A 25,933-nucleotide genomic window follows, 5' to 3' on the forward strand; every position below is an offset into this window, starting at 1 on the left:
AATTGCTCGGCTTCAGCTTCCAGCATGGCATTCAATGTTTCCTCTACCGTTTCTCTAACAAAATTCCCTAAATGGTTTTTGACTTCTTCCTCATTTATCTCGATAATCTTACTGTTCATATAGTCCTCTTTCTGACTTGGTTTTGGTCGTACTTAATCAATCGTCAGATTGAGGACTTTCTTTTTATCAAAATTAGAATTTGCGCAAGATATTGTACGTCATCAAGGTTTTCGGATGCGCTTGCCGAATAGTCAGGGAGTCCCTGAACCATATTGTACCTATAGATCTTCGCTTCATCTCTTGACAAAAGTTATTCCAGTGTTAGAATAGTAGTTATTCTATGGGTAGAATATGAACGATACTACATTGACCGATAGTGAGTTCCTGATTCTCGGGTTGGTTGCAGAAATGCCTCGTCACGGATACGAACTCGAACAGGTTATTGAACGGCGGCAAATGCGTGAATGGACACAGATCGGCTTTTCGTCGATTTACTATGTTCTCGGGAAACTCGAAAAGCGAGGATACATCGCAGCGGGCGAACAAGCGTCGGCGAAAGCGAAGAAAGAGTACGCGATAACCGATTCGGGACTCCAGATTCTCGTGCAACGTACGGCTACTGCATTAGCCGAGGTTCGACCGTCTTACCCCGCCGTTCTTCTCGGGATGCTCCATTGGGATGTCCTCACGAGAGATCAAGCGCTTAGCGGGCTCAAATCCAGACTCGAAGGAATTTCGAAGAAACTAGAACGAATCAACGAGATTCGATTTGAGCAGCAACCAATTCCTGATTTCGTTGACGCCGTCTTCGAATACTCGGCGAGGCAGCTCGAAGCCGAACGAATCTGGATCAGAAATACCTACGATTATATGCGAGCAAAACCGGGACTTCCGCAGACAAAAGGAGAAAACGAATGAATGTCGAATTGTTCCACGAGCGTATTCGAGAACTATACCTGCCTCCCAGTGAGACCTTTTCTGTGGTAGAAGTGCCATCAATTCGGTATGCAGCTATAGAGGGGAGTGGCGATCCGGCTTCTACGAACGGGAAAGAGGCATCAAAATGGTTGTTTTCGATGGCTCATGTTGTGAAACCGTTTATCAAGGAACGGATGGGCAGCAGGTTTGTTGAGCCGCCGATAGAGTGGCAGATTACGGTACATACACCGAGAGATTGGGTATCGAAAGAACGTAACGGATGGCGCTGGCGCGCAATGATCGTGTTCGTCGACTGGATCAATCAGGAGATGTTTGAGGACGCGAAAACCGAAGTAGCAGCTCGCCTCGGTGAACCGCCGAGATCGCTTCGACTGATGGAGATACATGAGGGGAAGTGTGTTCAGATAATGCATGTCGGTGATTATGACGGCGTACGTGATACGTGTGAAAAACTCTATAAACAGTTTCTTCCCGAGAATGATCTTCAACCACGAGATCACTACCATGAGATTTATTTGAACGATCCAGACCGAACGGCGCCCAAGAACCGGAAGATGGTCATCCGGCAACCAGTGCAGTAGTCGAACGGATCTTACGGAAGGATCGGGTTCGATTTTGCGATTCAGATTATCTTATATCCAGGATTCCCGACTGGATGCGAGGATTTTCGGAAATGCCGTCTAACATTCCGCTGCAGTTGACCTGGCTATTGTCATGAATCCTGCTGTCGCTAACGCTCGGCAAGATTCACGCCAATGTACGCCAGGCAACTGAGCTTGGCGTTATGTTCAAAAAGGGAGATGAAATGAAAAAAGCATCATGTATTATAGTCTTATTACATTTAATTGCTATTGCAGTGTTTGCGTTACCAGACTCTCTGCCTCGTAATATGGATTACTCATTTTTTGAAAATGAAAATGTGACTAAAATTGATGGTATTGGAATCACTTACACAACACAAGATTTATCAGTTAACGCATTTAGGCCTGGTGTTGTATATGATCTACAAAAAGACGATGATCCTGTGTTCGGAAAATATGTAATTCTATTAGAAGAAGAAACCGTCTATATCGAAAAAGTATAGTGGACCCCTTCGTCAAGACAGCATTTAGAAAATCTTAATGAGATTTATGCTGCCACTCCAAATACTTCATCCGGCGTGGAAATACCATGCTTGGTATGCGGACGCCTGCTGTTATACTTTTCAATGAACGCTTTTATACCGTCTTTTGCCTCCCTAACTGATTCATATTCTTTGAGGTACACTTCTCCATATTTCAGGGTTCGCCAGAACCTTTCTATTGCAATATTGTCCAATGCTCTTCCTTTGCCATCCATGCTGAATGTAGCCCCGGAACCCAAAACTAATTTTCTGTATTCTTTTGAGGTAAATTGGCTCCCCTGATCGGAGTTCAAGATTTCCGGATTACCATATTGAGTTACCGCCCTTCGATATGCAGAGATACAGAACTCTTGATCCATAGTGGTAGAGATTTCATGACTGAGGATTTTCCGGCTATACCAGTCAATGATCGCTACCAGATAGACAAAACCATGAGCAAGCCGGATATAGGTAATATCTGTAGCCCACACTTGGTTTGGTCGGCTGATACTCAGCTTTCTCAAGAGGTACGGATAGACTTTATGCTCTGACCCTATACCGGGTTTTGAAAGGTTTCTTCCAGGAAAAATCGCCATAATTCCCATGTCGCGCATCAATCGCTGCACTCTTTTTCTGTTGATTTTCCTTCCTTCTCGACGCAGACTGTTGCGTATTTGGCGACTACCAAAGTCGGGATTATCGGTATATAGTTCATCAATCCTTTTCATGAGTTCTATGTTCTTGCCTTTAACAGGCATGCTCTTGTAATAGAGGGAGCTGCGATTCAGAGACACCAGCTTGCACTGCCGTGATATCGATAGCTTTTCATCAGGTGATATCATTTCTCTTTTCTCCAGGACTCCACAAGTTTCAAGTTTTTTTAACCACTCGATCTCGTATTGCTGCTGGCCAATTTTCTTGAAAAGATCTTCCTGTGTTTCTTCCAGAATCTTCTTGGAATCATCTGCCTTTGTAGTAAAAACAGTTGCTCCCTTTTCAAGAAATTGCTTCTTCCAGTTGCTGATCTGGTTGGGATGAACCTGATACTGTGCGGCGATTTCAGAGATTTGCCGTTCGCCTTTGATTGCTTCTATTACAATCTGGAACTTTTGTTCACTGGTAAATTTTCTTCTTCGCTTGGACACTTCATGCTCCGTGTTTCATGGTACAACAAACTTAATCTGTTGTCCAAAATCACGGGTCCATTATATGTAGTACCAGTAACCACGAACCCTCTTTACCGTCCAAGGATCAGAATGCCGTGGCATAACCATAACCTCGTTTTGGGTGCAATATAGGGTGCAATTGATAATATGGAAGTGTAAGCTAATTGGAAACTTTTGTAAATCCTTATTAAGGAATGAAATAATATTACCCCCGACGCGATTCGAACGCGTGACCTACTGCTTAGGAGGCAGTCGCTCTATCCTGCTGAGCTACGGGAGCACAATAATACCTTATTTGTACACGGTTTTTCTCCTGAGTGTCAATGTTTGCTCTTATATCCTTCGTTGACATCTTCTTATAATCATGTAAAGATTGAGTCATCTGATGACTATGGAGGCAGATATGGCAACGACATTAATCGAAAACGGAACAATTCTTACCGTTGACGATTTTAACACGGTCCATAAGAGTGGCTATGTTTTGGTGGAAGATGATCATATTGTGAAGGTCGGGGAGGGGGATGCCGACGAAAGGACCAGGGATGAGGCTTCGAAAATCATCGACGCAAGTCTTATGGCCGTGATGCCTGGAATGATTAATGCGCATACCCACCTTTTCCAATCCTTTTTGCGGGGTTTGGCCGATGACAAACCGTTGCTCAAATGGCTTGAAACGGCGATTTGGCCGGTGGCAAAATCCATGGATAGCGGGAATGCAGGGATGGCTGCCCGGCTTGGCATTCTCGAGAATATTCGTGGCGGTGCAACATCGGTTATCGACCATCAGTATATTCATACCGAACCTGGGGTTGACGATGCGGTATTCTCGGCGGCGGAAGACTTGGGGATTCGCTTCAGGCATGCCTATGGATGGGCCGATATGAACTATCATCCGACTCTTCAGCTTACTGGTGATTATATTATTTCGGAATTGGAACGCTTGTATCATGGATGGCATGGTAAGGCGAATGGTCGGCTTACCTTTGAGCCTGCTCCGCTTATTCCCTGGGGTTGCAGCGATGAAACGATGTTGAAGACATGGGAGCTTGTAAAGGCGTGGAAGGTTGGAAACCATATTCATGTGGCAGAGACCAGGGAAGAGATCGAGATGAACCTCAAGGATCGTGGAAATCGGCATATTGAATGGCTTGATTCCCTTGGTGTCCTCGGCCCTGAAATGCAACTTGTCCACAGCGTTTGGCTTGAGGACAATGAGCTTGAACTGGTGAAAAAGAGCGGGGCCACGGTGGTGCATTGTCCGGTTTCTAACATGTACCTTGCCTCGGGTGCCGCACGGATACCGGAGATGAAGGATCTTGGCATCCATATTGCCCTCGCAACAGACGGCCCCGGCAGCAACAATAATCAGGATATGATGGAAACACTGAAAACCACGGCGCTTCTGGCCAAGTTGTCCACCCTCAATGCCATGGCCTTACTTCCTAAGGATGTTATTCGTTTTGCCTGTCGTGGTGGTTCCCACGCCTTCGGCCAGCCGCAGGCTATCGGCTCTCTTGAGGTAGGAAAAAAAGCCGATATTGTTTTGATCGATTTGGACAGCCCCTTTGCCATGCCGGTCCATCATGCTGATTCGGCGATTGTCTATAACCTTGGTAGTGCAAGTGTGGATACCGTTATGGTAGACGGCCGAATCTTGCTTGAGAAAAAAGAGTTTACCGATATCGATGAGGAAAAGCTTCTCTCGGATGCACGTCAGAGCTGCAGCGAACTTTTCCGCAGGGCAGGGGTTGCAGTATAGGTGGTATGGAAGATAAGATAGGGCACAATCTCAAATAGCATTGGCAAAGAAAAAACACGGCCCTGTAGGTAGTCAGGGCGGTCCTTTCCGGATCCCGTAACCATCCTTGGATGTCCGTCTTTGCCTCTGGAGTGATATATCCGGAGGTAAAGTATGGATACTGTTGTTTCGACGATTTTCTTTAACGGTCAATTCTGGGTCGCACTTGTTGAAAAACGCGGAGAAGATGGAACCCTTTCCGTGGCCAAGCATACCTTTGGCCCCGAACCGACAAATAACGACATCCTTGATTTTTATTTCAATAGCTATCTCTATCTGCGATTTTATGCATGCCAAAGAATTGTGCGGGCAAAAAAGCGGCTTTCTGGGAAAGAGGAAAAGCGAAGTCTAAAGAAATCGCTTGACGTGCATAAAGAGGAGCAGCGGGAAGTTTTGCTTGCTCGCAAAAAGGAGCAAAAAGTGAGGTGCCGGGCCGATGCGAATGAACAGTATCGTAGACAGTGTGAAAAAAGGAAAGAAAAACGGCGCGGACATTGAGATAAGACGTTGAGATGATTAGAGCCACTTTTGGAGAAGCTGCATTTTTACGATAAGGGGATTAAAGGCTACCCGAACGTAACCAACCGGCCGATCCTGGTAGCTGAAAAAACGTTGATACCACACGATGATCGGTAGCGCGTTGCTGGCATCGAAGGCCTCAAGGTCGGCTTCTTCGGCAAGCTGCGGCTCCATGCATACGTTGGCATGAGAAATCATTTGGCCGGCATATTTCCAAAGAAAGTTAAGGATATTACCATCTGCTTCCTCTGTTTCCGGCGGGTTCGTGATGATACATGCGGGAATAAGATTGGCGGTGAGGATAGCAGGGTGTCCGTCGGCAAGGTAGAGCCAGTGATAGCACAGGTACTCGCCTTCGATCCCAAACCACTTTCGTTCCTCCTTGTCCGGGGCCCTTTTCACGACCCTATCGCCGCGCTGGCCGACTTCATATCCTCCTGCCTGGAGCAATTCTGTAAATTCCAGATTCGTATCGATGCGCATGGATAGGTCCAATGCACTGCTGTGGTAGAAATTACCGGCACCGTGGCGTTTGGAGACAATGCCCTCCCTTTCGAGCATCCGCAAGGCCTCCCGCACCGTTGCCACACTTACACCCAGTTTTCTGGCAAGTTCCCCTTCCGGGGGCAGGCGGTTGGGTTGGTTACCATTTGAAGGAGGGAGGGTTTGTATCAATTCCAAAAGGGCCTGTCTCACCAGAAGGAGACGGGAGTAACGATTGGTAATCATTTTGCTTACTGTATCATGGGAGACGAGCGACTGAAAAGCCTAGGAAACGTTACCTTTCCTTCTGCCAGCTGGAATCGATGCTCCGAACATGATATGATTGCCCCTATGAAGGTATTTGTTGTCTACAGCTCTCCTGCAGGCTCGACGGCGAGAATTGCCCGAAGAATTGCCGACTTTTTCAGGAAAGGAGGGACGGAAGAATTTTCTGTCTCTCTCTACGATCTTGGAGCTCTGAAATTTTACAATGAAGGCAACAAGATTTCTCCGCTTCTGAAAGAAATTGATGCAGCTGGTGAGAATGGCCTTCTGTTTCTCGGATCACCGGTATATGTAGGCCACGCTGTTCCCCCTGTTAATAACTTTATTGATCTGTTGCCTTCCGATACTGGTACTGTCTTTGTCCCCTTTGTTACGTGGGGGGGAGTCTCTTCCGGAGTTGCCCTGCAGGAGATGGCAGAAGGTGCCTTATCGCATGGGGTGCGGGTGGGTGGAGGGATTTCCATGGTTGCCCCTCATTCGCATATGTGGAGGGATGATAATCCCCTCGGCAAGGCCCGGCCGAATAAAAACGATATGGAGATGCTTGATCGCTGGCTATTCGATTTTGTACATCGACTTGCCACTTCGGCCCTTTCACCTGAAAGTTCAATAGAGGCGCTTATCCACCCCGACCCTGCCGTTCGGGATAGCTTTTCCAGGGTTGATCTTGCCTCTGCGGCGGGGGAAATGCCCGACAGAACGGTTCGGACCGAAGGGGAGAATGCCTGTACCCACTGCCGAAGCTGCTATGCGGTCTGTCCCACCTCGGCAATTCAATTTGCCCCGCATCCGGTCTTTACCGATCGATGTATCTACTGCTTTAATTGCGTTAAATTGTGTCCGAACGGTTCGATAGTTGCCGATCTTGTTTCCAAGGAGCGTTTTCTTCACAAAACTTCGCTTCTCAGAAACGAACCGGCTTCTCCTCGTTTGGTGCTCCTTTCCTGACCCTTTGATCGGATTTCCGGTGGGATTTCCGGCGGACGATGTCCTCAACGATCTTCGCAGCTTCCCAATATCTTTTCAAATATTACAATGGGCTTTTCTTGCGATACGGCAGTTCTGCTACTATAATAATATGGTACTGGGGGAGGGACTCTGCGTGAATGATCATGATAAACGCATCTTGGAATTTATATTGTCGCACGGTCTGGTCAGCGCTGAACGTCTGCAATTGTGTTTTGAAAGGCGATTGTGCGAAACCTTATCACTTTTTGATTCATCGAAACATCTCATCATGCTTTCCCGTCAGGACATTATGCGGGAAGCGGGGCACTTTTTTATTCGTTCGCTGGAGTCTGTCAGATCGCCGTCCCACTGGCATCTGTATGAGAAAAAAGACTTTCCCGATTATGCTTCGGAAGCTTCCGATCTTCTTGCTTTAAGGAATTAAAAGCGGCACACTGGAGATCGACACAAGGCGTGTTAATTTATTCCAGGAGTGTTGCCATGAAAGATAATTCCTTTGCTGCGGGCCGATCCCTGCTGAAAAGTCGGTGGCCCGAACTTTCCACCATAAAAACCGCTAAAGCGAACGGTCTCCCTTCTCCTCCCCTTCAGGATCCGGCATCGCAGGGCGAGGGGCTGATCAGGCTTCCGATCATGCCGGGAGGTATGGCGAGCGATATCACACTTGTGGAGGCAATGGCAGCACGCCAAAGTCGGCGTCATTTCCCCGGTGGGGGGCTTTCGCTTGATGAGCTTTCCTTCCTGCTTTGGGCGACCCAGGGAGTGCGAAAGGTTTCCTCCCAGTTTAGTCTCAGAAGCGTTCCCAGCGGAGGTGCCAGGCATCCCCTTGAAACCTATCTTTTTATCAAAGCGGTTCATGGCCTTGATCCCGGACTGTATCGGTATCTTCCCCTTGATCACGCTCTCATTCTGCTCCGCAAGGCGGCTGATCCTGATGGCGAGGAAAAAGAGCTTGATGAGGCGTTATTGAAGCATAATTTCGGTGCCGCCGTCACCTTCCTGTGGGTAGGGGCTCCGGAGCGTGGAGAATGGAGCTATGCCTTTGAAGCCCATAGATTGATGCTGATCGATGCCGGTCACATATGTCAGAATCTTTATCTCGCTTGCGAGGCCACTGGTTGTGGAACCTGTGCCGTGGGCGCCTATGATCAGGAAAAGTGCGACCGCTTTCTCGGTCTGGATGGAAAGGAGCGTTTTCTTATGTATGCCGCGCCTGTGGGGAAGCGTGCTTAAGATGCTGGGGGGTCATTCTGTTTACGGCAACCTTAAAGGCAAAGCGCATGATTGTTTCGGTTGAAACCGCCGGACCATACTTTTTTTGCATGATGAGGACGATTGTTTTGAGAGCCTCTTCACTAAGAATGAGATAGATAAATCGATCCCGTTCTTCCGGGGTCATTGCTTCCCAGGTAACCATGAGTTCATCCTATGAAAAAAGCTATTGCATCTTAACACTAAACAGATGTATAGTATTTTCATGGATACCGAAGCGAAGATCAGGATACTTGCCGATGCGGCAAAGTATGATGTTTCTTGTGCCTCCAGCGGAAGTACACGTTTAGGTCCCAAGGGTGGTATGGGGTCCACCTTATCTGCGGGAATCTGTCATTCCTGGAGTTCTGACGGCAGATGTATAAGTTTGCTGAAGGTCCTTTTTTCAAATGCCTGCCGTTACGACTGTTCCTACTGCGTAAACAGGGCTTCCGCCGGTGGTAGACGGGTTTCCTTTACCGTAGATGAGCTTACGAACATTGCAATGGCCTTTTATCGAAGAAATTATATTGAGGGGCTTTTCCTCTCTTCCGGAATTTTTGCCGAACCCGATGTTGTAATGGAGCAGCTTTTACGGGTTGCCGTAACATTGCGGAGCGAATACCGCTTCGGCGGATATATCCATATGAAAGCCATTCCCGGTGCCTCCCGGGAGCTTGTTGCCGCTGCCGGTCGTTGGGTCGATCGCATGAGCGTCAACATAGAGCTGCCAAGCGAACGGTCTCTCAATCGTCTGGCTCCCCAGAAAAAACGTCGGGATATCCTTGGCCCCATGGGATGGATGCGTACCGGAATCGACTACTACCGTGAAGGTATGGAAGAGTTTCGCCATTCCTCGTTTTTGAAAACAAAGCCTGCCTCCTTCGTACCCGCCGGGCAGAGCACACAGCTCATTGTAGGGGCCAGTCCCGAGGCCGACGGCACCATTCTTTCCCTCGCCGACGGCCTCTATAAAAGCTACGGTATGAAACGGGTCTACTATTCGGCCTTTGTTCCAACCGTTTCCCGGGACGAGGGGCCAGGCCTTGGTCTGGGGGCCCCGAATCGTCTCAAGGCTCGGGAACATCGCCTCTATCAGGCTGATTGGCTCATGCGCTTTTACGGTTTTGCCTTCGATGAACTTGTGGGGGACCGTTCCGCATTTCTTGATCCCGAACTTGATCCGAAAAGTCATTGGGCGATTGTGCATCGCGAACGCTTTCCGGTGGATCTCGAGCGGGCCGATTACGAAGTTCTTCTACGGGTTCCCGGAATCGGAGTAAGATCTGCGCGTCGTCTTGTAGTTGCAAGGCGCGAGGGGCCCCTGAATTTTGAGCTGGTGGCGCGTTTGGGTGTGGTACTTTCCCGTGCCAAGTACTTTGTCACCTGCGGCGGTCGGTCCCTTGTTTCCGCGGACTATTCCGAAAAGGTGCTTAGGATGAGGTTGGGGGGAGGTCCCGATGCTTACGGCCAGCTTTCTCTTTTTGATGCTATCAGTGGAGAATTGTGATGCCGCGATTGTCGTACGATGGTAGCTGGAAGGGCTTTCTTACGCTTCTTGCCGAAAGTGAGATAATGGAGCCCGGAGATTGTAAAGATTTGACGATACATAGACAGGGTAGGAACGGCGATCTGTTTTCAGAGGCGGGGGATTTTGTTGCTACGCTGGAAAGGGATGCGAGACGGATTCATGATTGCCTTGGGAAAAAGCTCGGTGCAAGGGCCGCATGGGTTATGAGTCGGGCTCAGGCGGCCGAGCGGGAAGATGTGGATCGGCTTTTATTGCTGCTTTGGCGTTTCCCCGATCGTTTGGACCGTGATGAGCGCCTGGAGCTTCGGGAATGGGCCGAACGGGTTGCCGTTGAGTGTCATCGGTATCAGGGAATCCTGCGTTTTTTCCCTCTTGAAGTCGGAATCATGTATGCGCCTCTCCGCCCCCGCTTTGCCGTTCTACCCTTTCTTGCCACCTGGGCGGCCAACCGATTTCCTCACACACCTCTGCTTTTTCACGATAGGGGCCGTGATCTGTTTCGCTGGACGGTTCCCGCTTCAAGGACGGGCCCTGGAATCAAGGGAAGGGTATCCGGGGAAGGTTGTTTCGATCAGGCCCGTCGTGTATTCAATGTACTGCCTTCGAGACAGGAACTTGAAGCCGTCCCCGGTAGAGGGGATTGTGTGCAGGAGTGCTGGAGCGGCTATGTTCATGCTGCGGCAATTAAGGAACGCCGCAACAGCAACCTGCAACGTTCCTTTTTGCCGAAGGTCTATCGAGAATATCTTCCCGAATTACGGTTTGACTCATAAACACTACACTTTACGCCTATACGCCCGGCGGGGGCTCTTGCTGGTCATGCTGAGGCGTACCATGTTTTGCAAGGGCTTCCAGTTCATCTCGATTGTAAAAGATGGAAAGTCCGCCGGAGGAGGTTTCCCGATAGCGGCTGGATAGGTCTTTTCCTGTCTGGGCCATGGTGTCGACCACCTCGTCGAAACTGATCATATGCTTTCCGTCCGAAAGGGTTGCAAAGGTACCTGCATCGACCGCCCTGGTTGCGGCTACCGCATTCCTTTCAATGCAAGGAACCTGAACCAATCCCTCCACCGGATCACAGGTAAGGCCGAGATGGTGTTCAAGCCCCATTTCTGCTGCGTATTCAACCTGGCTCGGGGTGCCGCCCAGTAACTGCGCCGCTGCAGCAGCCGCCATGGCACAGGCCGTACCCACTTCTCCTTGACAGCCGACCTCGGCGCCACTGATGGAACCATTGTGTTTGACAAGGTTGCCGATCAGGCCCGCTGTCGCAAGGGCTCTTCTGATCCGCTTATCGGTAAACTCAAAATCCTCCTGGAGTACCTTTAGCACCGCAGGGAGGACCCCGCAGGATCCGCAGGTGGGAGCAGTGACAACGATGCCACCGGATGCGTTTTCTTCCGAAACCGCCAGAGCATAGGCAAATAATTTGCTAATTTGCCTGATCATACCGTAGGCATGCCTGCTTTTCATGAAATAGCTCGAGGCCTTTCGTGCGAGATTGAGAGAGCCGGGAAGCCGTCCCTCATTTTCAATACCCCGGGCGATGGTCTCTTTCATCGTGGTCCACACATCGCTCAGAAATTGATCAAAGTCGGTATCTTCATGCTCATAGACATATTCCCACAGCTGCCGACCCTCACGTTCCGCCCAGGGGAGAATTGAACGCATGGTGAGGTATGGATAGGGATCGGTCCTTTGTTCGTTTGCCTGAACCTGCTCGTCTTCGTACAGGAGGGCCCCTCCCCCGATGCTGTAGACTATTTCCTCTGCTATAAGCGCTCCTTCGGTATCAAGAGCCTCAAATCTAAGCGCGTTCGGATGACGGGGCAGCAGCTCGTTCGGTTTCCAAATTAATGCTGTTTTATCGTCGCCTAGAACATCGAGGATCGCTCGGTCGGTCAGGTGTCCTTTGCCGGTTGCCGCAAGGCTACCGAAAAGCGTGACCCTGTAACGGGGAGCACTCGGATAACGGCCTATAAAGTTCTCGGCCGCACGATGGGGTGCCATGGTATGGCTGCTCGACGGACCGATACCGATCCTGTAGAGCTCCCGCAATGATTTCATCTTTATACCTCTTCAAGAGGGACTTCTTGCCATCGTCCTTGTATGAGCATGCGGACCGTTTTATATCCTGCAGCGGTGAGCATGGCCCTGCAGGTAGGGAAGGCATAATCCAGCCATTCGGGACGATGGGCATCGGAATTGATGAGCATAGGAATCCCTCGATCCCTACAGCCTTCAAGGATCCATTGAGAAGGGTAGGGATCCTCCCTATAACCGCGGCTGAGGGCTCCTGTATTCATTTCAAGAGGAATTCCCTCATCGGCGATCACATCCAATGTCTTTCTTACCACATCCTTATACCATGACGCCTCTTCGTCGAAGAAGGGGGTTTTCACATTATGCTTTTTCACCAGATCGAAGTGGGCAAGAAAGTCGAAACCGCCGTCCCGGACAAGAAGAATCACCGCACGGTAGTAGGCCCTGATCATCGCTTCCACGTCGCCTGAAAAGCTTACGTCAATGAGGTGGCGCAGCTCCGCTTCACTTCCGTCCACCGAATAACAAAGACCATCCTTGGGATCTTGGAGCATATGAACGGCTCCTATCAGATAATCCATACCGAGAGAGCCGATCCATGAGCTGGCAGGGGTTGTCACCCCCTCAATAAAATCTACTTCAAGGCCAAGATAGATTTCCAGCTTATCCTCATAAAGGTCCCGAAGGGTACGAACATCGGAAATATATCCGACGATTCCCTTTTCGGTCATGGTCCAGTCGTTGAGAAAGGGCAGGGGGGCATGGCCTGAAAAGCCGAGGGCCTCAAAACCCTTTGCTACCGCAGCTTCAACATAGTCACCCAAGGTTCCCTTTCCGTCACACCAAAGCGAATGTGTGTGATAATTTGCCAATCGCATATGCTTCGTTTCTATCCTATGGTGATATCGTCAAGCCGGCGTTTGGGAACGTGATGCACATCTTCGTTGTCCCTCCAGTAGCGTATCTCGCCGTCAGTTCCTATATCCTCAAGCATCACTTGTTCGACAGGCTTGCCGAGTGCGACAACCAGAAGGATATCGAAACGATTCTGATCCAGTTCAAGTACAGCGGCAAGTTCTTTTTTTCTGATTGATGCTATCATGCAGCCGCCGAGGCCACGGGCTGTTGCGCCAAGAAGAATGGACCAGGCAGCGATGCCGTGGTCGACTCCGGCACTCTGAGATATCTCTTTATCCAGAAGAATAGTGACGTATGCGGTGGGCCGTTCCGATTCGATTGGTCCTTCCCAATCTTGCAGATATCCGGCCCAGGCCAGGGTTGGGTATATGCGTTCGTTGAGACCTTTATCCACGGAAACATGGAATTTTAACGGTTGACGGTTTGCGCCGCTCGGACTTTTACGAGCAAGGTCGATCAGCTGAAGCACCGTAGCCTTCTCAATTGCACGGCTACCATCGAAACGGCGAAAGCTGCGACTTTTCGCAATTAATTGGTCGATATCCACAATCACTTCCTCCCCGATCTTTATACATAATTCTTACTCTGATCATATCGTTTTTTAGGGGAGATTGAAAGGGCGATTATGTAATGAGGCTTTCCGACGTGTTGCCTTGAGGCCCTTTGATGTACTATAACAGAGCGATGATGGCCCAAGAATTGGAAAACCGCGTACAAAAATCTTCCGAGGAGTTGCAAAAGCTCCGGGAAGAGATAGGAAAACGGATTATCGGTCAATCGGAAATGGTTGATGGTATATTAATGGCCCTCATGGCCGGAGGCCATGTTCTGCTTGAGGGTGTTCCCGGTTTAGCCAAGACCCTCGCGGTACGAACCGTCGCCGAAGTTTTCGACGCCGGTTTTAAGCGCCTCCAATTTACTCCCGACCTCCTCCCTGCTGATTTGATCGGTACCTTAACCTATCGTCAGAATTCAGGAGAATTTGTGCCTCGTAAGGGGCCCATATTTACCAACATTGTTCTTGCCGATGAAATCAATCGTGCACCGGCTAAGGTTCAATCTGCCTTGCTTGAGGCCATGGAAGAGCGGCAGGTTACCATTGGCGATACCTCGCATCCCTTGCCCGATCCTTTTTTCGTTTTGGCGACGCAGAACCCGATAGAGCAGGAGGGAACCTATCCGCTTCCGGAGGCCCAGCTCGACCGCTTCGTTATGAAGCTGCTGCTCGATTATCCCACAGACCATGAGGAGCTTGAAATCCTTAGAAGAATGGGCAAACAGCAAGAGCTTCCGGTTCGGCCTATTCTTCGTCCCGAACACTTGCTTGCCCTCAGGCAAACCGCCGAAGCGGTGATGATCGATGAGCGGATCGAGGAATATATCGTCTCTATTGTCGCCGCAAGCAGAATGAAGGATAGCAATCCAAGAAGCCACAGCCGGTTTATCGATTTCGGTGCTTCACCACGGGGTACCCTTGCTCTCTACCGGTGCAGTAAAATTTCGGCTCTCTTTGAGGGACGGACCTTTGTTATTCCCGACGATGTGAAATCCGTTGCCTATCCGATTCTGCGTCATCGGCTGGTTCTCTCTTATGAAGCAGAGGCTGAGGAGATGCGGGCCGATGATGTAATACGGCTTCTGCTCAAATACGTTCCCGTTCCCTGATTGTCATGGATAGTCTCGAGCTTTTTGCACGAATAAAGAACCTTCCTCTTGTTTCTTCCCGACTCGTCGAGGGGGTTTTGTCGGGCAATTATCGGTCGCTGTTCAAGGGGCCGGGGCTTGAATTCGACGAGGTTCGGGAGTATGCCGAGGGGGATGATTCTCGTTTTATCGATTGGAATGTTTCGTCACGAATGGGGCAGCCCTACGTCAAAACATTTCGGGAAGAGCGGGAGATGGCACTCTTCCTTGTCATTGATGTTTCTGCGTCTTTGGGTTTTGGTAACGGAAAATTGAGCAAGCAGGAGACGGTTGCAACCCTTGCCGCTTTGCTCGCCTTTAGTGCGGTTCACAATAACGACCGGGTTGGCGCGGCCTTTTTTTCCGATCGAATAGAAAAATGGGTCCCTCCCCGAAAGGGTCGCAACCAGATTTTCCGTCTTGCCGGCGATATCATGGAAGTGGAACCCAAAGGGAAAGGATCCGACCTCGCCCTTGCCCTCAGAGGGGTTCATGAGTCTGTAAAACGGCGGGGGATCTGCGTCATTATCAGTGATTTTCGAACTGCGCCCTGCTGGCGGGAGATGAGCCTTGTCGCCAAGCGTCACGACGTTATTGCAATCCGCATTGAAGATCCCAGCGACAAGGATTTTCCCGTACCAGGCTTTGCACAACTTCGCGATCCCGAAACGGATGGAGTTTTACCCGCTTTCGGGGCATCGTCACGCTTCCGCCGAGAGTATCGGGAGTTCTGGGAAACACACCGCATCTATTGGGACAGGGAATGCCGGAGACGGGGAATCTCAACCCTTACGGTTTCGACCGACGATGATCCTATTGAGAGCCTATTTGCGTTTTTCCGGCGGAGGAGACGGCGGTGAAACAATTGTTGCTTCTGCTGTTTCTTGCCCCGATGTTGCTTCCGGCTCAAGAGATTACGGAGTCGCCTCTGGTCGTCAGCCGACAGCTCTTCCTCCCTGCCGAATACTATGTGGGCGATAGTGTCGAGCTTCGCCTCACCCTGGAAGGGGTTGATCCCGATTCATTGGAAATCCCTTCGGCCCTTCCCGACGTACCGTGGATCGAAATACGGGATATTTCCATTGGAAAAGATTCCGTTGGTTCCGAGCTTACCATTCATTTTACCACCTATATGCCCGGTACCAGAACCCTCCCCTCCATTATCCTTGGGGAAGGGAAGGTTCTTGAGGGGGTAAAGATTCATGCTTCATCGATTTTGGATGACACAAATGCCCCCTTTTCTTCTGCGCGTGGTCAACTTTTACTACCGGGGACCTCTGTCGGCTTGATTTTGTTTGGGCTGCTTATCTTCCTCGGACCTGTTCTTACCTTGCTTATGGCAGGGAAAGGCAGGAGATTCTTTCGTAGTATCATGGAACGGCACAGGGGCCGCCGACCTGCTCGTATCTTTTACAAACGATTGAGGGAGCTGGAGGATAACTTCGATAAAATCGCCGGACGTGATTTCTACTTTACCATGACCGGGATCCTTCGCTCCTATCTTACCCAACGCACCGGAGAGGACTTCCTCTCTGCTACCAGCAGGGAGTTCGGCTTTTTGTGCGATCGCTTTTTTGACGATCAGGCTCTTATCGCGGCACTGACAGAGATGGACCACATATCCGACGGCGTAAAATTCGGTGGAGAACGGGTACATGCTAATCGTAAGCGCCATGATCTTGCATTGCTGAAAGATGTGGCCTCCTATGTGGAACGTCGTGCCGAGGGACGTCACTCTTCGAACCGGCGTAATGGACGGGGCGACGTATGATCACCTTTGATCAACCGGGAATTCTCCTGTTTTTGGCGGTGCTTCCTCCTGCAATGTTTCTTACCTACGGTTGGAAAAGACGGGGAGGCTTGCTTCCTCTCAGCTTTACCATGTGGGAACGTGATCGCTTCGAGTCACCCCTCTTCTTTCATCGGTTTTTGCTTTTTCTTGCCAATGTATCACTCTGGCTGGGAGTGGCTTCACTTATTGTGGCCCTGGCCGGGCCTCGGCTGGTGGAGCGTGAGAAGATCTACCTTCATCGCGGAGTAGATATCGTTTTTGTGCTTGACCAATCCCCCAGCATGATTGTCAGGGACTTTGGCGGTGATACCCGTTTCGATACCGCAAAACATGCAATTCGAACCTTTGTAGAGGGGCGGGAACACGATCCCCTCGGTTTGGTAATCTTTGGAGATGAGGCTGCCCTTGTAACCCCTCCGACCCTCGATTATACATCCTTTCTTTCACGAATGGACTCCGTACGGGTGATGAAATTGGGACGCGGTAGCGCCCTCGGCCTTGGAATGGCCGTTGCCACTGTCCATCTGGAAAAGAGCAGTGCCGAGAGAAAAGTGATGGTCATAGTTTCCGATGGAGAAAATAATGCGGGAGAGATCACACCTGAATCGGCAGCCAGAGTCGCAGCCTCTCTCGGCATCCGAATATATGCGGTCGGAGTAGGCGGTGAGGGTAGTGTTGCAATCGAATTTACCGATCCTGAAACGGGAAAAAGTTATAGAGGAACCTACGAGGGAAAGGTTGATATGGATCTTCTGAAAACGGTAACGGAAAGCACTGGCGGGCAGGCTTTTCTCGCCGGATCTCCAGGAGCCCTGTCACAGGTTTTTCGGGAAATTGATGCCCTCGAATCTGTAGAGCTACGATCCACAACCGATATTTCATCAGAGCCTGTACACCATCTTCTCATTCGGCTTGGCTTATGGCTGCTCGTTTTTTATGCATTCGTCAAGCGTCTTTTTTTCAGGGAGGTGCTGTGATGGTGCAGAATCCGGGGAGTGCCTTTCTATTCCTACTTTTTCTTCCTCTTTTCTGGAGTATCGGTCGTAGCCTTGTTGTCGGAAAGAGACTCTTCCGTTCCTTCCGCGACGGTTCCTCTCCCCGTTCTTTATACGATGTGTTTCTTATTAAATGGTTTTTTTCTTCGTTTTTCTTAATTCTTTTCCTTTTGTTTACCATTCTTGCTCTCATGGGCTTTACCGGCACAGGAATCGATTCGGAACAGTTTCCCGAAAAGAAAGATGTGGTTTTTGCCGTCGATCTTTCTCGAAGTATGCTTGCCTCCGACGTAGTCCCTTCACGTCTGGAACGCACGAAGGTGCTTATCAGAACGGTTCTGGACAACAGTTCCGGCAATCGTTACGGTTTGGTGGTCTTTACTGATCTTGGTCTGGTGATGGTTCCTGTTACCGAGGATTTACAATCATTGGTGTCGGCGGTCGATGTCCTGAGTCCTGATTTGCTCTCTTCCGCCGGTACCAATGTGGCTGCCGGTATTTCCACTGCAGGCCAGGCGTTTCCTGGGGGAGAGAGGCGGCAACGTCTGATTGTTGTTTTTTCCGATGGAGAAGAACATAGCGGTGACCCCAAAGAGATCACAGCCTCATTACGGCGGGATCATCACATTACGACCAGTGTTATTGCTCTTGGGAGTGCTGATGGAGCGGTCGTTCCGGCTGCCGATGGTGGGGCCATGCAGGATGAAGAGGGAAATCCTGTACGCAGTAAAGTGAATACCATTCTCCTCCAGTCTGTTGCTGCGACAGGAGAAGGGAGTTTTATCGACGGTGGCGATGCCGATGCACTGAAGCAATTGCGCAAGCTGCTTGGCTACAAACCGGGCAGTGGCGTCCGTCTTACCAGAGATACCCTTTATCGTCCTTTTCTCGCCCTTGCCCTGCTTTTTCTTCTTTTACATGTTTTGGTGAGGATGGTACCATGGCGAAAAAAATGACACGGCTCGTTCTTCTCTTTTCGCTTCTATGGCTTCTCACCGCTTGTGACAGCCCCGAGACCCACCTTGCCGTACTTCAGGGAAATTATGCCTTTGCCCGGGGAGAGTATCACGAAGCGACCTTTAAATATCTGCAGGCATTGGATTTCGATAGGTGGAAAAATCGTGTTCACTACAACCTTGGGAATGTTTACCATGAGCTTGGTGAAGATGATGCAGCACTTCAGGAGTGGGAACTTGCTTCCTCCGATCAGGATAAAGAGCTTTCTTTTCGAATTGCCTTTAATCAGGGGGTCCTTTTTTTCGGCCAGGGGCACTATCAGGAGGCCTATGATGCTTTCCGCCGGGCTCTTATCTTCCATCCCGCTTCTGTCGATGCCAAAATAAACCTGGAACATGCATTAAGAAAAATTTCCCGCAAACGCCAGGAGCAGCAGACGGAAAGCCCCCAGGCCGCCTTACCTGAGGCAAAGGGAGAATCCGAGCGGATTCTCGACTATGTACGGCGGAGCGAGTCCTTCACCTGGAGTTCGGCTCCTGAGGCTGACCACGATAAGGGGGCGCAGCAGTGGTAGCTCGTGTAGGGAAAAAGGTACTTCCGTTTGTTTTTTTCTTTTTTACGGGAATATCTGCCTTCGGTGCACTTCTCCCTCTTGCAGTAACCCTTGAACCAAATCCCGTCGGAGTTCGGGATAATACGACCCTTGTTGTAGACCTGCCGCTCTCTTCCTCTGCCGGTGTCGATGCCATCGCTCCGGATCTCCCCTCCGGAGTTTCCATCTGGCGTGGCCCCTATATCCGTTTCTATCGCGGAGATGATTACGCACAACAAGGCGTGGATCATTTTGTGCGGATAAGCTATACGTTGCGCGCCTCTCGAACGGGACGCATGGTGATTCCCTCTTTTCGTTTTTTGGCGGAAGAGGGAGAGTTCGAAACACCGCCTCTTCTTCTTGAGGTCGGCCTTTACCGTTCCGGACACCTGCAAATACCCTTTGAGCCCTATTGGGAACTTGGCCGACAGAGCGTGTATGCCGGAGAAACCGTACCGGTTACCTTGAAGGTTCCCATGCAAAGGGAGGTTCGTCTCGTCGACGATGTTTCTGTCCGGCCTCCGAGAGAGGGATTTTTTGAAGAAACCGGCCGGGTTGGGGCAATCGATCGAAGTGAAATCGAGGGATTTTCATTTTATACTCTACCTGCCGCAGGCTATCTTTTAACACCTGAACGTTCGGGGAATCTCCAAATTCCTTCGGCTTTCGTTACCATCGACGGGATACGGGAGCAGGCCGACGCCCTTGATCTCAATGTTCTTCCGCTACCCGATGCTGTTGCCGCCACAGGCGCCGTAGGATCATTTGAGTATAAAGCCGCCTCGGACAAAGGCCCTTTTCAGGAAGGTGATCGTTTTTTTGTAACGGTGACCCTTTCAGGAAAAGGCAATCTGCCTTATCTTTCGATTCCTGAACCGATTCTTAAGGGTGCCAGCTTAATCTCTTCAAGTGAGAAATCCGAGATAGATGCCGATGCCGACGGATTTGCAGGCCGTCGTATCGTTCGCTTTGAGTTTCTGGTTTCGGGAAAGGGTACTATTGAAATATCGTATCCTCCGTTTCCCTTTCTCATCCCCTCCTCGGGACGCGTTTCGATGCGATATCTTCCCTCTTCGACGGTCAGGGTGGAGGATTCCGAACACTTCGGAACAGCAGAGGGCGAAACCCCCTTCAGCTTTGAACCTCTTCCTATAGCCGGTTTTTCCGTAACCAATGAGGATTCATATCGTAATCTCCGAAGCTATCTCTGGTTACTTCCTGGCCCGCTTCTGTTTCTTGTTTTCTTGATTTTTGGGCGAAAGAGGCGTTCCATCGCCACCGTTTCTATCCTATTCTTTTTCATGTCCGCAGCCGGAGCCGTCGATGAAGTTCCTCCTATATCGGATGAAAAAGCACTGGCTGCATATGCTGCCGGTGATGATGAGGCTGCGTATCAAGAATATCTTCTTTTACTCGAAACAAGTCCGGATAATTCGAGATTATGTTACAATTGTGCCGTTACCGCTTATAGGGCCTCCCATGTCGGCAAAGCAGTTTTTTATGCAAGACAAGCCTTTCGAACCCACCCTTCTGATGGAAAGATGAAAGAGTTGGTGAACGCAATCGAAAAACGTGAGGGCTTTGGTTTCCAGGCCCCTCTGCCATTTTCTGTCCATCCGGATCTTTTCTTTTTCCTTTTGATGTTGTCGATAAATGGCGCCGGTTTTGTGGCTGTTTTTTATCTTCTTCATCGAAAAAACTTGACTTTCATTGTCGCAGTGTTACTTTTCACTATTGGAGTGGCTTCTGCCATTGCGCTTGGATTCTCGGCTGCCGATTGGGGTCGGCAAGTTGTAGTGGCTCAGGCTGATCTTCCCGTTCTCTCGATTCCCGATTCGGGAGCGGGGACCTCATTCGTCCTAAGGGAAGGAGAAGCTGTTACGCTTCTTGGTAGATCGAGGGACTATCTGTTCATCGAAACCGGTATTAATACCAGTGGGTGGGTCCCGCTGGATCAAGTGCTAATTCTTGGACCTATGGAGCGTTGATATGGATTTCGGTGAGATACTGGAGAAGTGGGAAGCTGGCCGAAAACAGCAGACGATAAGCAAACGGAGAGAGCCGGTAGATAATGGCGGCTTTGCACAGCAGATTGAGTGTTATCTCCCCAAAGAGGCCGATTGGGAGCAATTAATCGGAGAGAAGGAATTACCCGATACCGATCCGGTCTTGCGTCGTTCTACTCTTCGCCGGATAGCCCCTGAAGCTGAAATCGACCTTCATGGAATGACCCGTGATGAAGCAGTGACCGCCCTTGACCGTTTTTTTCGTGAGGCAGCCAGCAGAGATCTGCAAAAGGTCCTCATTATTCACGGCAAGGGCAATCACTCCGACAAAGACGGAGCAGTGCTTCCTGATGTTGTAAGGGAATACCTTCAATACTCACCCATAGCCGGTGAATCGGGACAAGCTGACCGTTCGCTTGGTGGAAGCGGAGCAACCTGGGTTATTCTGAAGGAATAGGATGGGAAGGCTACCGTTCCCGGTAAATGATCCTGCCTCTGGTGAGGTCGTAAGGGGAGAGGGCCACCCGTACTTTATCGCCGGGGACTATTCTAATATAATGTTTTCGCATTTTTCCGGAAAGATGTGCGAGAATCAGGTGTCCATTTTTCAATTCGACCCTGAACATGGTATTGGGTAGGGATTCTTTTACGATCCCTTCTACTTCAATTGCTTCTTCTTTCGCCACAATGCCTCCTATAGCCGGACTTTATCCGCCATATAGTAGGCCTAGAGTTTCTTCTTGTCAACCTGTTGACTTTTTCCCCGGATTCAGTAATATGTCGGGACTCGACAGGAAATCACAACAGGAGAGGGGGAGATATATGGATAAAGTTTTTGAAGAGAAAATGAAAGACTCGCTGTTGGCAATGAAAGAGGAGCTCGTTCGATCTCTTATCTCCGAGAGCGAAGATTTTGAGGCACTTGTTCGCGATATGGATCCAAAGGATCTTGTCGATGTTGCTGCCGACGATATCGATCGGAAGACCCTTGAAGCTCTTAATGCTCAGGAGGTAAAAAGGATCAGGCTGATCGACTCGGCCCTCTCGAGACTGAAGAACGGGCGTTACGGGCTCTGTATGCGTTGCGGAAAGAAAATTCCCACCGAACGGCTTGAGGCTATTCCGTATGCACTTATGTGCATTGAGTGTAAATCGAGCGACGAGCGAAGATTACGCTGATCTCTTTTTTTCCTAAACATTTTTATTCCGTATCCGAAAAAGAAAGTAGAAGAGGATACGGGAATGGAGATCAGCACGTATGCCGGTTCGCCGGTCGTTTCGGTTTCAAAACTGCTACACGCTCGCTATTCGTCCGGCAGGGTTTCAATGCCTGTCAGCCGAAATCAGTATCTATATGCCCGGTTTAAAAACGTCACCGGGATTCCTACCGAAAGTGGAGTAGGTGGCTTTCCCCTTGCCAAATTACGTTCGATTGATGTCCTTATTGAGCGATTGAAGCAGATCAAGGGCGATAAGGTACAAGTCGACGTTTCCGGGCAAGATAATAGTGAAAGCGAAAAACGGATTGATGCGATGATTGATCAGCTTGCGGACAGGTTGCACAATGCCGCCTTAGCTTCTCAGCAGACACCCTATACAGCAGTTTCATCGGAGGCGCTTATGGGTATTGTCGTTAATATGAATCTTTAAGACAGTTTACTGAACATAAGGGTTATAGCCTCTCTCCCTCTCAATGGTGGTGAGCGGTCCGTGACCAGGAAATACCCGGGTTCTGTCCGGTAACGGCATCAGCTTCTCATTGATGCTTCGAAAAAGAGCCTGACTGTCGCCTCCGAACAGGTCCGTCCTTCCCACTCCTTCGAAAAAGAGTGTGTCCCCTGAGAAAAGCATATCACTCTCTTCACTGTAGAGACAAACACTGCCCTTTGTGTGGCCAGGGGTATGCATGACGCTGAGATCGCAGTCGAAAACCGATTTTCCTTCCTCGAGAAACAGATCGATATCGGGAATGGGCTTGTACAATTCCTGAAAAAGGGTTTTCCCTTCGATCCCCATTTGCTGGAATGCCGCTTCATGAATCTCTCTGGCCCCGCTCCCGAAAAAAATGGCATCGTCTTCATGGGCCGCAATATCAAGGTGTATATCCTGTTCAACATAATAATCTATAATCTTGCCGAGTGCCGAGACATGATCCAGATGGCCGTGGGTAAGAATGATTCCCCTGGGGGTAAGGTTTTTTTCGACCATATGGGATATTATTTTTTCGTGATCTCCGCCGGGATCGATAATAACGCACTCTTTTTTCCAGCGGGAGTATATGTAACAATTGGTATTCAATCTTCCTACAATAATTCTTTCTACCATGATAGTATTCAGGGTAAGGGATAAATGGTGATTTTGCAAGCTTCAGCTTTTCTTCATCTCTTTGTGATCGTGCTCATAGCCCTCTGTTCCTATGGCATTGTGCCGGGTATTGGAGCCTTTTTTGTTCGGAGAAGATGGCGGCGGTTTCGGGATGGGCTTTTGTCCGCCGCTTCATATCCTGTTCCTGATTATCGCTTACTTCATAGCGGGGAGAGCGGCCGGGCCGGGTGTTTCCGCTTTTACGGGACACTTCGTGCCCTCCGGGGAGAGAGTGGGGCCTGGGTCGATAACGGCAGGGTCTCGCTTCGAGTTGAGCTTGAAAGGGTTAGAGTCTACATGATTTCTGCTCCTTCTTCGCTTTCTCACCGGGAAGGCTCTTCAGCCTTTGACGACGAAATGGTTCCCATAGAGGTTCCTTGGCGACGAATAAGGACCCTCCCCGAAGGAACCAAGGTCTTTGTTGCCGGAGAACTGGATCGACAAGCTGCCGGAGCCATTTTTCTCAGCACACAGGAAGTTCCTCTCGTTGTTATTGTCTATGATGGTCCGGACGAACACCTCCTCTCTCATGCGCTAAAAACCGGACGAGAGCGGAATGGATACTGGAATTTTCTGACTCCCGGGGCTCTTACTACAGGTTCATTTACGCTTTTTGTCTACTTTTATCTTTTACTTCGCGCACCCCTGCTTCGCTTTCCCGCAATAATGGCTTTAACGGTAAGCCTCCTTCCCTTGACCCCTGTTTTACCTCCCGCCGTCATCGGCTATTCATTCTACCGTTCCCTCTGGAAGCGTGCCTTTTTGCTTCGTACGGAACGGGATCTCCTTACGTTGAACGAGATTTCCGAGGGAAGAAAAGCCCAGCCCAAAGAGGCCGAAGTAAAGAATCGGACCTCTCAACGGCTGAAACTTCTGGCATTATTGATACTTGCCCTTTCGGTGGGAGTTGAACTCTTCATGATTTTCATGTTTCTTGCCGCGGTAATTCGTTAAGAGTAAACAGTTTCGTTATTTCTTTCTTGAGTAGTTAACGGTAATCTTCCGGCCCCGATATTCCATTCCGTCCATTTTGGCAATTGCTTCCTGGCTTCTCACTTCGGATATTTCAACAAAAGAGTAATTGTCCAGTACCTTTACCGAACCAATTTCCGCTTTTTCCAGCGAAAGTGTTGAACGAAAAAGATAAACCAGGTCCTTCGGATAAACCTTCCGGTTTTTCCCAATACTGACAAAGATGGTTTTCATTTTTTCTTTACGCTTACGGTCGCTTTTCTCTTTTTCATTCGGCAGATTAAGCTTGGCTCCGGATTCTTTGAGGAGATAAGCGGCAAAATAAGAACGCATAAAAAAAGGAACGTGCTTTCGCAGAAGCGATCGATAGTTGTTGAGTATTTCCGGATCTTCGTCAATTTTAATTGCGTTAAGGATATTTTCGATATGGCCTTTAAGCACCTCTTGATTCGACGGCATAGCCTTCTCTTCTAAACTCATAATCCGTGCTTCCTCCATTGTTGTTAGTGTTTTTACGCACTCCGCATTGTCGGTATCGCACACCGTCAATAGCTCTACCTCCGCGGGGTCTTTACCTGTATCGGCGACAAGCTTTTTAATCGTGCCGATTTCGGGAAGTGTACCGGCGAATAGTATAGTACCTATTCCCTGCATCGGTATATTTTCCGTGCTTCCCCCCGAAATGATGCAAGCATCGGCCTGCTTGTCCACCCCCGACACCTGGAGCAGTCGACGAAGGGTATGGGCTTCTTCATTGTTTTCACATATAAGGAGACAGTTTTTTACCCTTCCCCGACCGAGAAGTATGCGTGCGGCAGCTTCTGCCTTATTACGGCTGCATGTGTACAATTGCATACGCAAAAGATAATCTTCCCTCTGGGCCCTTGTAAGGCTTGTACTTCTTCTCTGAAAAGCGGCGAGGAATTCGAGCTTTTCCGGGTGGGGGGCAAAAATGACCGTTTGTATGCGGCTCGGGATCTTTGAAAGGATAAATTCTGCGTCCTGTTCAAAGCCCTCACGAAGGGGCTCATCCGGGACATCGAGCACCAGGGTGGAAAGGGAAGAAAGATCAAGATTTCCCCGTCTGAGATGGTCAATGATTCGTTCGGGTGTGCCGACAATGATATTGAGGCGTCTTGATATGAGGCGGAGTTCTTTTTTGGCCTGGCTTTCGGTTCCGAGAACTGCAAATTGCTGACTCTTGAATTGCTTGCTTGTCAACTTTCGGAGGAGGATATCAGAGCGGAGAAGTTTGGTACGATCGGCTGTGAGGATAAGGGCATACAGCTCCCGGGCTGGCCGCTCATTCCGAATAAGAGCGGGGAACAGAAGCGCAAGGGCTTTGCCTTCCTCGTCTCCGGCTTCGATCAACAGGTCCTTTTCGCTGGGCAGTTCGGGAAACAATTGACGCTGGATCGGACTTGTGGTGTGGAGACCTGCATTTTTGACGAGGGATAAGATCCTTTCGCCGGAATGATGATCGTTTGCGGACTGAAACACTGTGCTATCCTATACGATGTACGATGTAGTCAAGAATATCGGCACCACTATGCTTTGTCAAGAAAAGT

The 25,933-nt window shown here is 49.6% G+C and carries 30 protein-coding genes and 1 tRNA gene; 21 read left to right on the forward strand and 10 right to left on the reverse strand.

What is annotated here, in order from left to right; genetic code table 11:
- Positions 1-351 precede the first annotated feature (351 nt).
- The 3 genes from F459_RS0103285 (at position 352) to F459_RS0103295 (ending at position 2,023) form a co-directional block, all read left to right on the forward strand.
- Positions 352-918: a PadR family transcriptional regulator gene (locus F459_RS0103285; protein ID WP_020611309.1), complete on the forward strand. Its 567-nt coding sequence runs from the start codon at positions 352-354 to the stop codon at positions 916-918.
- Positions 915-1,520, forward strand: a complete 606-nt coding sequence (locus F459_RS0103290; protein ID WP_020611310.1) for a GyrI-like domain-containing protein — start codon at positions 915-917, stop codon at positions 1,518-1,520. The genes F459_RS0103285 and F459_RS0103290 overlap by 4 nt, the downstream gene beginning before the upstream one ends.
- Before the next feature lie 224 nt (positions 1,521-1,744).
- A complete protein-coding gene (locus tag F459_RS0103295; protein WP_154651608.1) occupies positions 1,745-2,023 on the forward strand; it encodes a hypothetical protein in 279 nt (92 codons plus the stop codon).
- A gap of 44 nt (positions 2,024-2,067) precedes the next feature.
- Here the strand turns inward: F459_RS0103295 and F459_RS0103300 are convergent, their stop codons facing one another.
- Both F459_RS0103300 and F459_RS0103305 read right to left on the reverse strand, forming a co-directional pair.
- Positions 2,068-3,186, reverse strand: a complete 1,119-nt coding sequence (locus F459_RS0103300; RefSeq protein ID WP_020611312.1) for an IS3 family transposase — start codon at positions 3,184-3,186, stop codon at positions 2,068-2,070.
- A 227-nt stretch (positions 3,187-3,413) separates the two neighbouring features.
- Positions 3,414-3,487 (reverse strand) — tRNA-Arg (locus F459_RS0103305).
- Positions 3,488-3,610: 123 nt separating this feature from the next.
- Between F459_RS0103305 and F459_RS0103310 the strand changes: the two genes are divergently transcribed.
- Entirely contained in the window at positions 3,611-4,966 is a 1,356-nt protein-coding gene (locus F459_RS0103310; protein WP_020611313.1) for an amidohydrolase family protein, read from the forward strand.
- Between the two features lie 153 nt (positions 4,967-5,119).
- Positions 5,120-5,503 (forward strand): YjdF family protein, encoded by a 384-nt coding sequence (locus F459_RS0103315; protein ID WP_020611314.1) that lies wholly within the window; start codon positions 5,120-5,122, stop codon positions 5,501-5,503.
- An 18-nt stretch (positions 5,504-5,521) separates the two neighbouring features.
- Here the strand turns inward: F459_RS0103315 and F459_RS0103320 are convergent, their stop codons facing one another.
- Positions 5,522-6,253, reverse strand: a complete 732-nt coding sequence (locus F459_RS0103320) for a GntR family transcriptional regulator (protein WP_020611315.1) — start codon at positions 6,251-6,253, stop codon at positions 5,522-5,524.
- 105 nt (positions 6,254-6,358) lie between these two features.
- Here F459_RS0103320 and F459_RS0103325 point away from each other — a divergent pair, with 105 nt between their 5' ends.
- From F459_RS0103325 to F459_RS0103335, 3 genes are all read left to right on the forward strand, one after another.
- On the forward strand, positions 6,359-7,240 hold the full coding sequence (locus F459_RS0103325; protein WP_245540064.1) for a 4Fe-4S binding protein: 882 nt from the start codon (positions 6,359-6,361) through the stop codon (positions 7,238-7,240).
- Positions 7,241-7,394: 154 nt separating this feature from the next.
- Positions 7,395-7,685, forward strand: coding sequence for a hypothetical protein (locus F459_RS0103330; protein WP_169517932.1), 291 nt, complete (start codon positions 7,395-7,397; stop codon positions 7,683-7,685).
- A 56-nt stretch (positions 7,686-7,741) separates the two neighbouring features.
- On the forward strand, positions 7,742-8,494 hold the full coding sequence (locus F459_RS0103335) for a SagB/ThcOx family dehydrogenase (protein WP_020611318.1): 753 nt from the start codon (positions 7,742-7,744) through the stop codon (positions 8,492-8,494).
- Here the strand turns inward: F459_RS0103335 and F459_RS0103340 are convergent.
- Entirely contained in the window at positions 8,460-8,678 is a 219-nt protein-coding gene (locus F459_RS0103340) for a hypothetical protein (protein ID WP_020611319.1), read from the reverse strand. The genes F459_RS0103335 and F459_RS0103340 overlap by 35 nt on opposite strands.
- A gap of 60 nt (positions 8,679-8,738) precedes the next feature.
- On the opposite strand from F459_RS0103340, the gene F459_RS0103345 reads away from it, so the two are divergent.
- Together F459_RS0103345 and F459_RS0103350 are read left to right on the forward strand one after the other, a co-directional pair.
- On the forward strand, positions 8,739-10,022 hold the full coding sequence (locus F459_RS0103345; RefSeq protein WP_033301220.1) for a putative DNA modification/repair radical SAM protein: 1,284 nt from the start codon (positions 8,739-8,741) through the stop codon (positions 10,020-10,022).
- Positions 10,022-10,816 carry a DUF4130 domain-containing protein gene (locus F459_RS0103350; RefSeq protein WP_020611321.1) on the forward strand — a complete coding sequence of 265 codons (795 nt, stop codon included), beginning with the start codon at positions 10,022-10,024 and terminating at the stop codon, positions 10,814-10,816. Before F459_RS0103345 ends, F459_RS0103350 begins: the two co-directional genes overlap by 1 nt.
- A gap of 16 nt (positions 10,817-10,832) precedes the next feature.
- On the opposite strand, the gene F459_RS0103355 is transcribed toward F459_RS0103350, so the two are convergent.
- From F459_RS0103355 to F459_RS0103365, 3 genes are read right to left on the reverse strand one after another with little or no spacing between them, the layout of a single operon-like run.
- Positions 10,833-12,110 carry an L-serine ammonia-lyase gene (locus F459_RS0103355; RefSeq protein WP_020611322.1) on the reverse strand — a complete coding sequence of 426 codons (1,278 nt, stop codon included), beginning with the start codon at positions 12,108-12,110 and terminating at the stop codon, positions 10,833-10,835.
- Between the two features lie 2 nt (positions 12,111-12,112).
- Positions 12,113-12,964, reverse strand: a complete 852-nt coding sequence (locus F459_RS0103360) for a histidinol-phosphatase (protein WP_020611323.1) — start codon at positions 12,962-12,964, stop codon at positions 12,113-12,115.
- Between the two features lie 11 nt (positions 12,965-12,975).
- Positions 12,976-13,551 (reverse strand): nitroreductase family protein, encoded by a 576-nt coding sequence (locus F459_RS0103365; protein ID WP_020611324.1) that lies wholly within the window; start codon positions 13,549-13,551, stop codon positions 12,976-12,978.
- 140 nt (positions 13,552-13,691) lie between these two features.
- Here F459_RS0103365 and F459_RS0103370 point away from each other — a divergent pair, with 140 nt between their 5' ends.
- The 8 genes from F459_RS0103370 to F459_RS0103405 are packed head-to-tail and all read left to right on the forward strand — an operon-like array spanning position 13,692 to position 21,486.
- The gene (locus tag F459_RS0103370) at positions 13,692-14,669 is read left to right on the forward strand and encodes an AAA family ATPase (protein WP_020611325.1); all 978 of its coding nucleotides are present in this window, start codon (positions 13,692-13,694) and stop codon (positions 14,667-14,669) included.
- 5 nt (positions 14,670-14,674) lie between these two features.
- Positions 14,675-15,547 carry a DUF58 domain-containing protein gene (locus tag F459_RS0103375; protein WP_020611326.1) on the forward strand — a complete coding sequence of 291 codons (873 nt, stop codon included), beginning with the start codon at positions 14,675-14,677 and terminating at the stop codon, positions 15,545-15,547.
- Positions 15,544-16,458, forward strand: a complete 915-nt coding sequence (locus F459_RS0103380; RefSeq protein ID WP_020611327.1) for a hypothetical protein — start codon at positions 15,544-15,546, stop codon at positions 16,456-16,458. The genes F459_RS0103375 and F459_RS0103380 overlap by 4 nt, the downstream gene beginning before the upstream one ends.
- The gene (locus tag F459_RS0103385; RefSeq protein WP_020611328.1) at positions 16,455-17,456 is read left to right on the forward strand and encodes a vWA domain-containing protein; all 1,002 of its coding nucleotides are present in this window, start codon (positions 16,455-16,457) and stop codon (positions 17,454-17,456) included. Before F459_RS0103380 ends, F459_RS0103385 begins: the two co-directional genes overlap by 4 nt.
- Positions 17,456-18,430, forward strand: coding sequence for a VWA domain-containing protein (locus F459_RS0103390; protein ID WP_020611329.1), 975 nt, complete (start codon positions 17,456-17,458; stop codon positions 18,428-18,430). Before F459_RS0103385 ends, F459_RS0103390 begins: the two co-directional genes overlap by 1 nt.
- Positions 18,415-19,005 carry a tetratricopeptide repeat protein gene (locus F459_RS0103395; RefSeq protein WP_020611330.1) on the forward strand — a complete coding sequence of 197 codons (591 nt, stop codon included), beginning with the start codon at positions 18,415-18,417 and terminating at the stop codon, positions 19,003-19,005. The genes F459_RS0103390 and F459_RS0103395 overlap by 16 nt, the downstream gene beginning before the upstream one ends.
- A complete protein-coding gene (locus F459_RS0103400) occupies positions 18,999-21,011 on the forward strand; it encodes a tetratricopeptide repeat protein (protein WP_020611331.1) in 2,013 nt (670 codons plus the stop codon). The genes F459_RS0103395 and F459_RS0103400 overlap by 7 nt, the downstream gene beginning before the upstream one ends.
- A gap of 1 nt (position 21,012) precedes the next feature.
- Positions 21,013-21,486: a Smr/MutS family protein gene (locus F459_RS0103405; protein WP_020611332.1), complete on the forward strand. Its 474-nt coding sequence runs from the start codon at positions 21,013-21,015 to the stop codon at positions 21,484-21,486.
- A 10-nt stretch (positions 21,487-21,496) separates the two neighbouring features.
- Here the strand turns inward: F459_RS0103405 and infA are convergent, their stop codons facing one another.
- Entirely contained in the window at positions 21,497-21,718 is a 222-nt protein-coding gene (gene infA, locus F459_RS0103410) for a translation initiation factor IF-1 (protein ID WP_171814798.1), read from the reverse strand.
- A 133-nt stretch (positions 21,719-21,851) separates the two neighbouring features.
- Here infA and F459_RS0103415 point away from each other — a divergent pair, with 133 nt between their 5' ends.
- Positions 21,852-22,208: a TraR/DksA family transcriptional regulator gene (locus F459_RS0103415; RefSeq protein ID WP_020611333.1), complete on the forward strand. Its 357-nt coding sequence runs from the start codon at positions 21,852-21,854 to the stop codon at positions 22,206-22,208.
- Positions 22,209-22,271: 63 nt separating this feature from the next.
- Positions 22,272-22,679: a hypothetical protein gene (locus F459_RS0103420; RefSeq protein WP_020611334.1), complete on the forward strand. Its 408-nt coding sequence runs from the start codon at positions 22,272-22,274 to the stop codon at positions 22,677-22,679.
- Between the two features lie 6 nt (positions 22,680-22,685).
- On the opposite strand, the gene F459_RS0103425 is transcribed toward F459_RS0103420, so the two are convergent.
- On the reverse strand, positions 22,686-23,354 hold the full coding sequence (locus F459_RS0103425; protein ID WP_026294866.1) for an MBL fold metallo-hydrolase: 669 nt from the start codon (positions 23,352-23,354) through the stop codon (positions 22,686-22,688).
- A 24-nt stretch (positions 23,355-23,378) separates the two neighbouring features.
- Between F459_RS0103425 and F459_RS0103430 the strand changes: the two genes are divergently transcribed.
- Entirely contained in the window at positions 23,379-24,347 is a 969-nt protein-coding gene (locus tag F459_RS0103430; protein ID WP_020611336.1) for a hypothetical protein, read from the forward strand.
- 15 nt (positions 24,348-24,362) lie between these two features.
- On the opposite strand, the gene F459_RS0103435 is transcribed toward F459_RS0103430, so the two are convergent.
- Positions 24,363-25,865 carry a DbpA RNA binding domain-containing protein gene (locus F459_RS0103435; RefSeq protein WP_020611337.1) on the reverse strand — a complete coding sequence of 501 codons (1,503 nt, stop codon included), beginning with the start codon at positions 25,863-25,865 and terminating at the stop codon, positions 24,363-24,365.
- Positions 25,866-25,933 lie beyond the last annotated feature (68 nt).

The organism is Sediminispirochaeta bajacaliforniensis DSM 16054, from assembly GCF_000378205.1.
GTDB classification, from domain to species: Bacteria; Spirochaetota; Spirochaetia; order DSM-16054; family Sediminispirochaetaceae; genus Sediminispirochaeta; species Sediminispirochaeta bajacaliforniensis.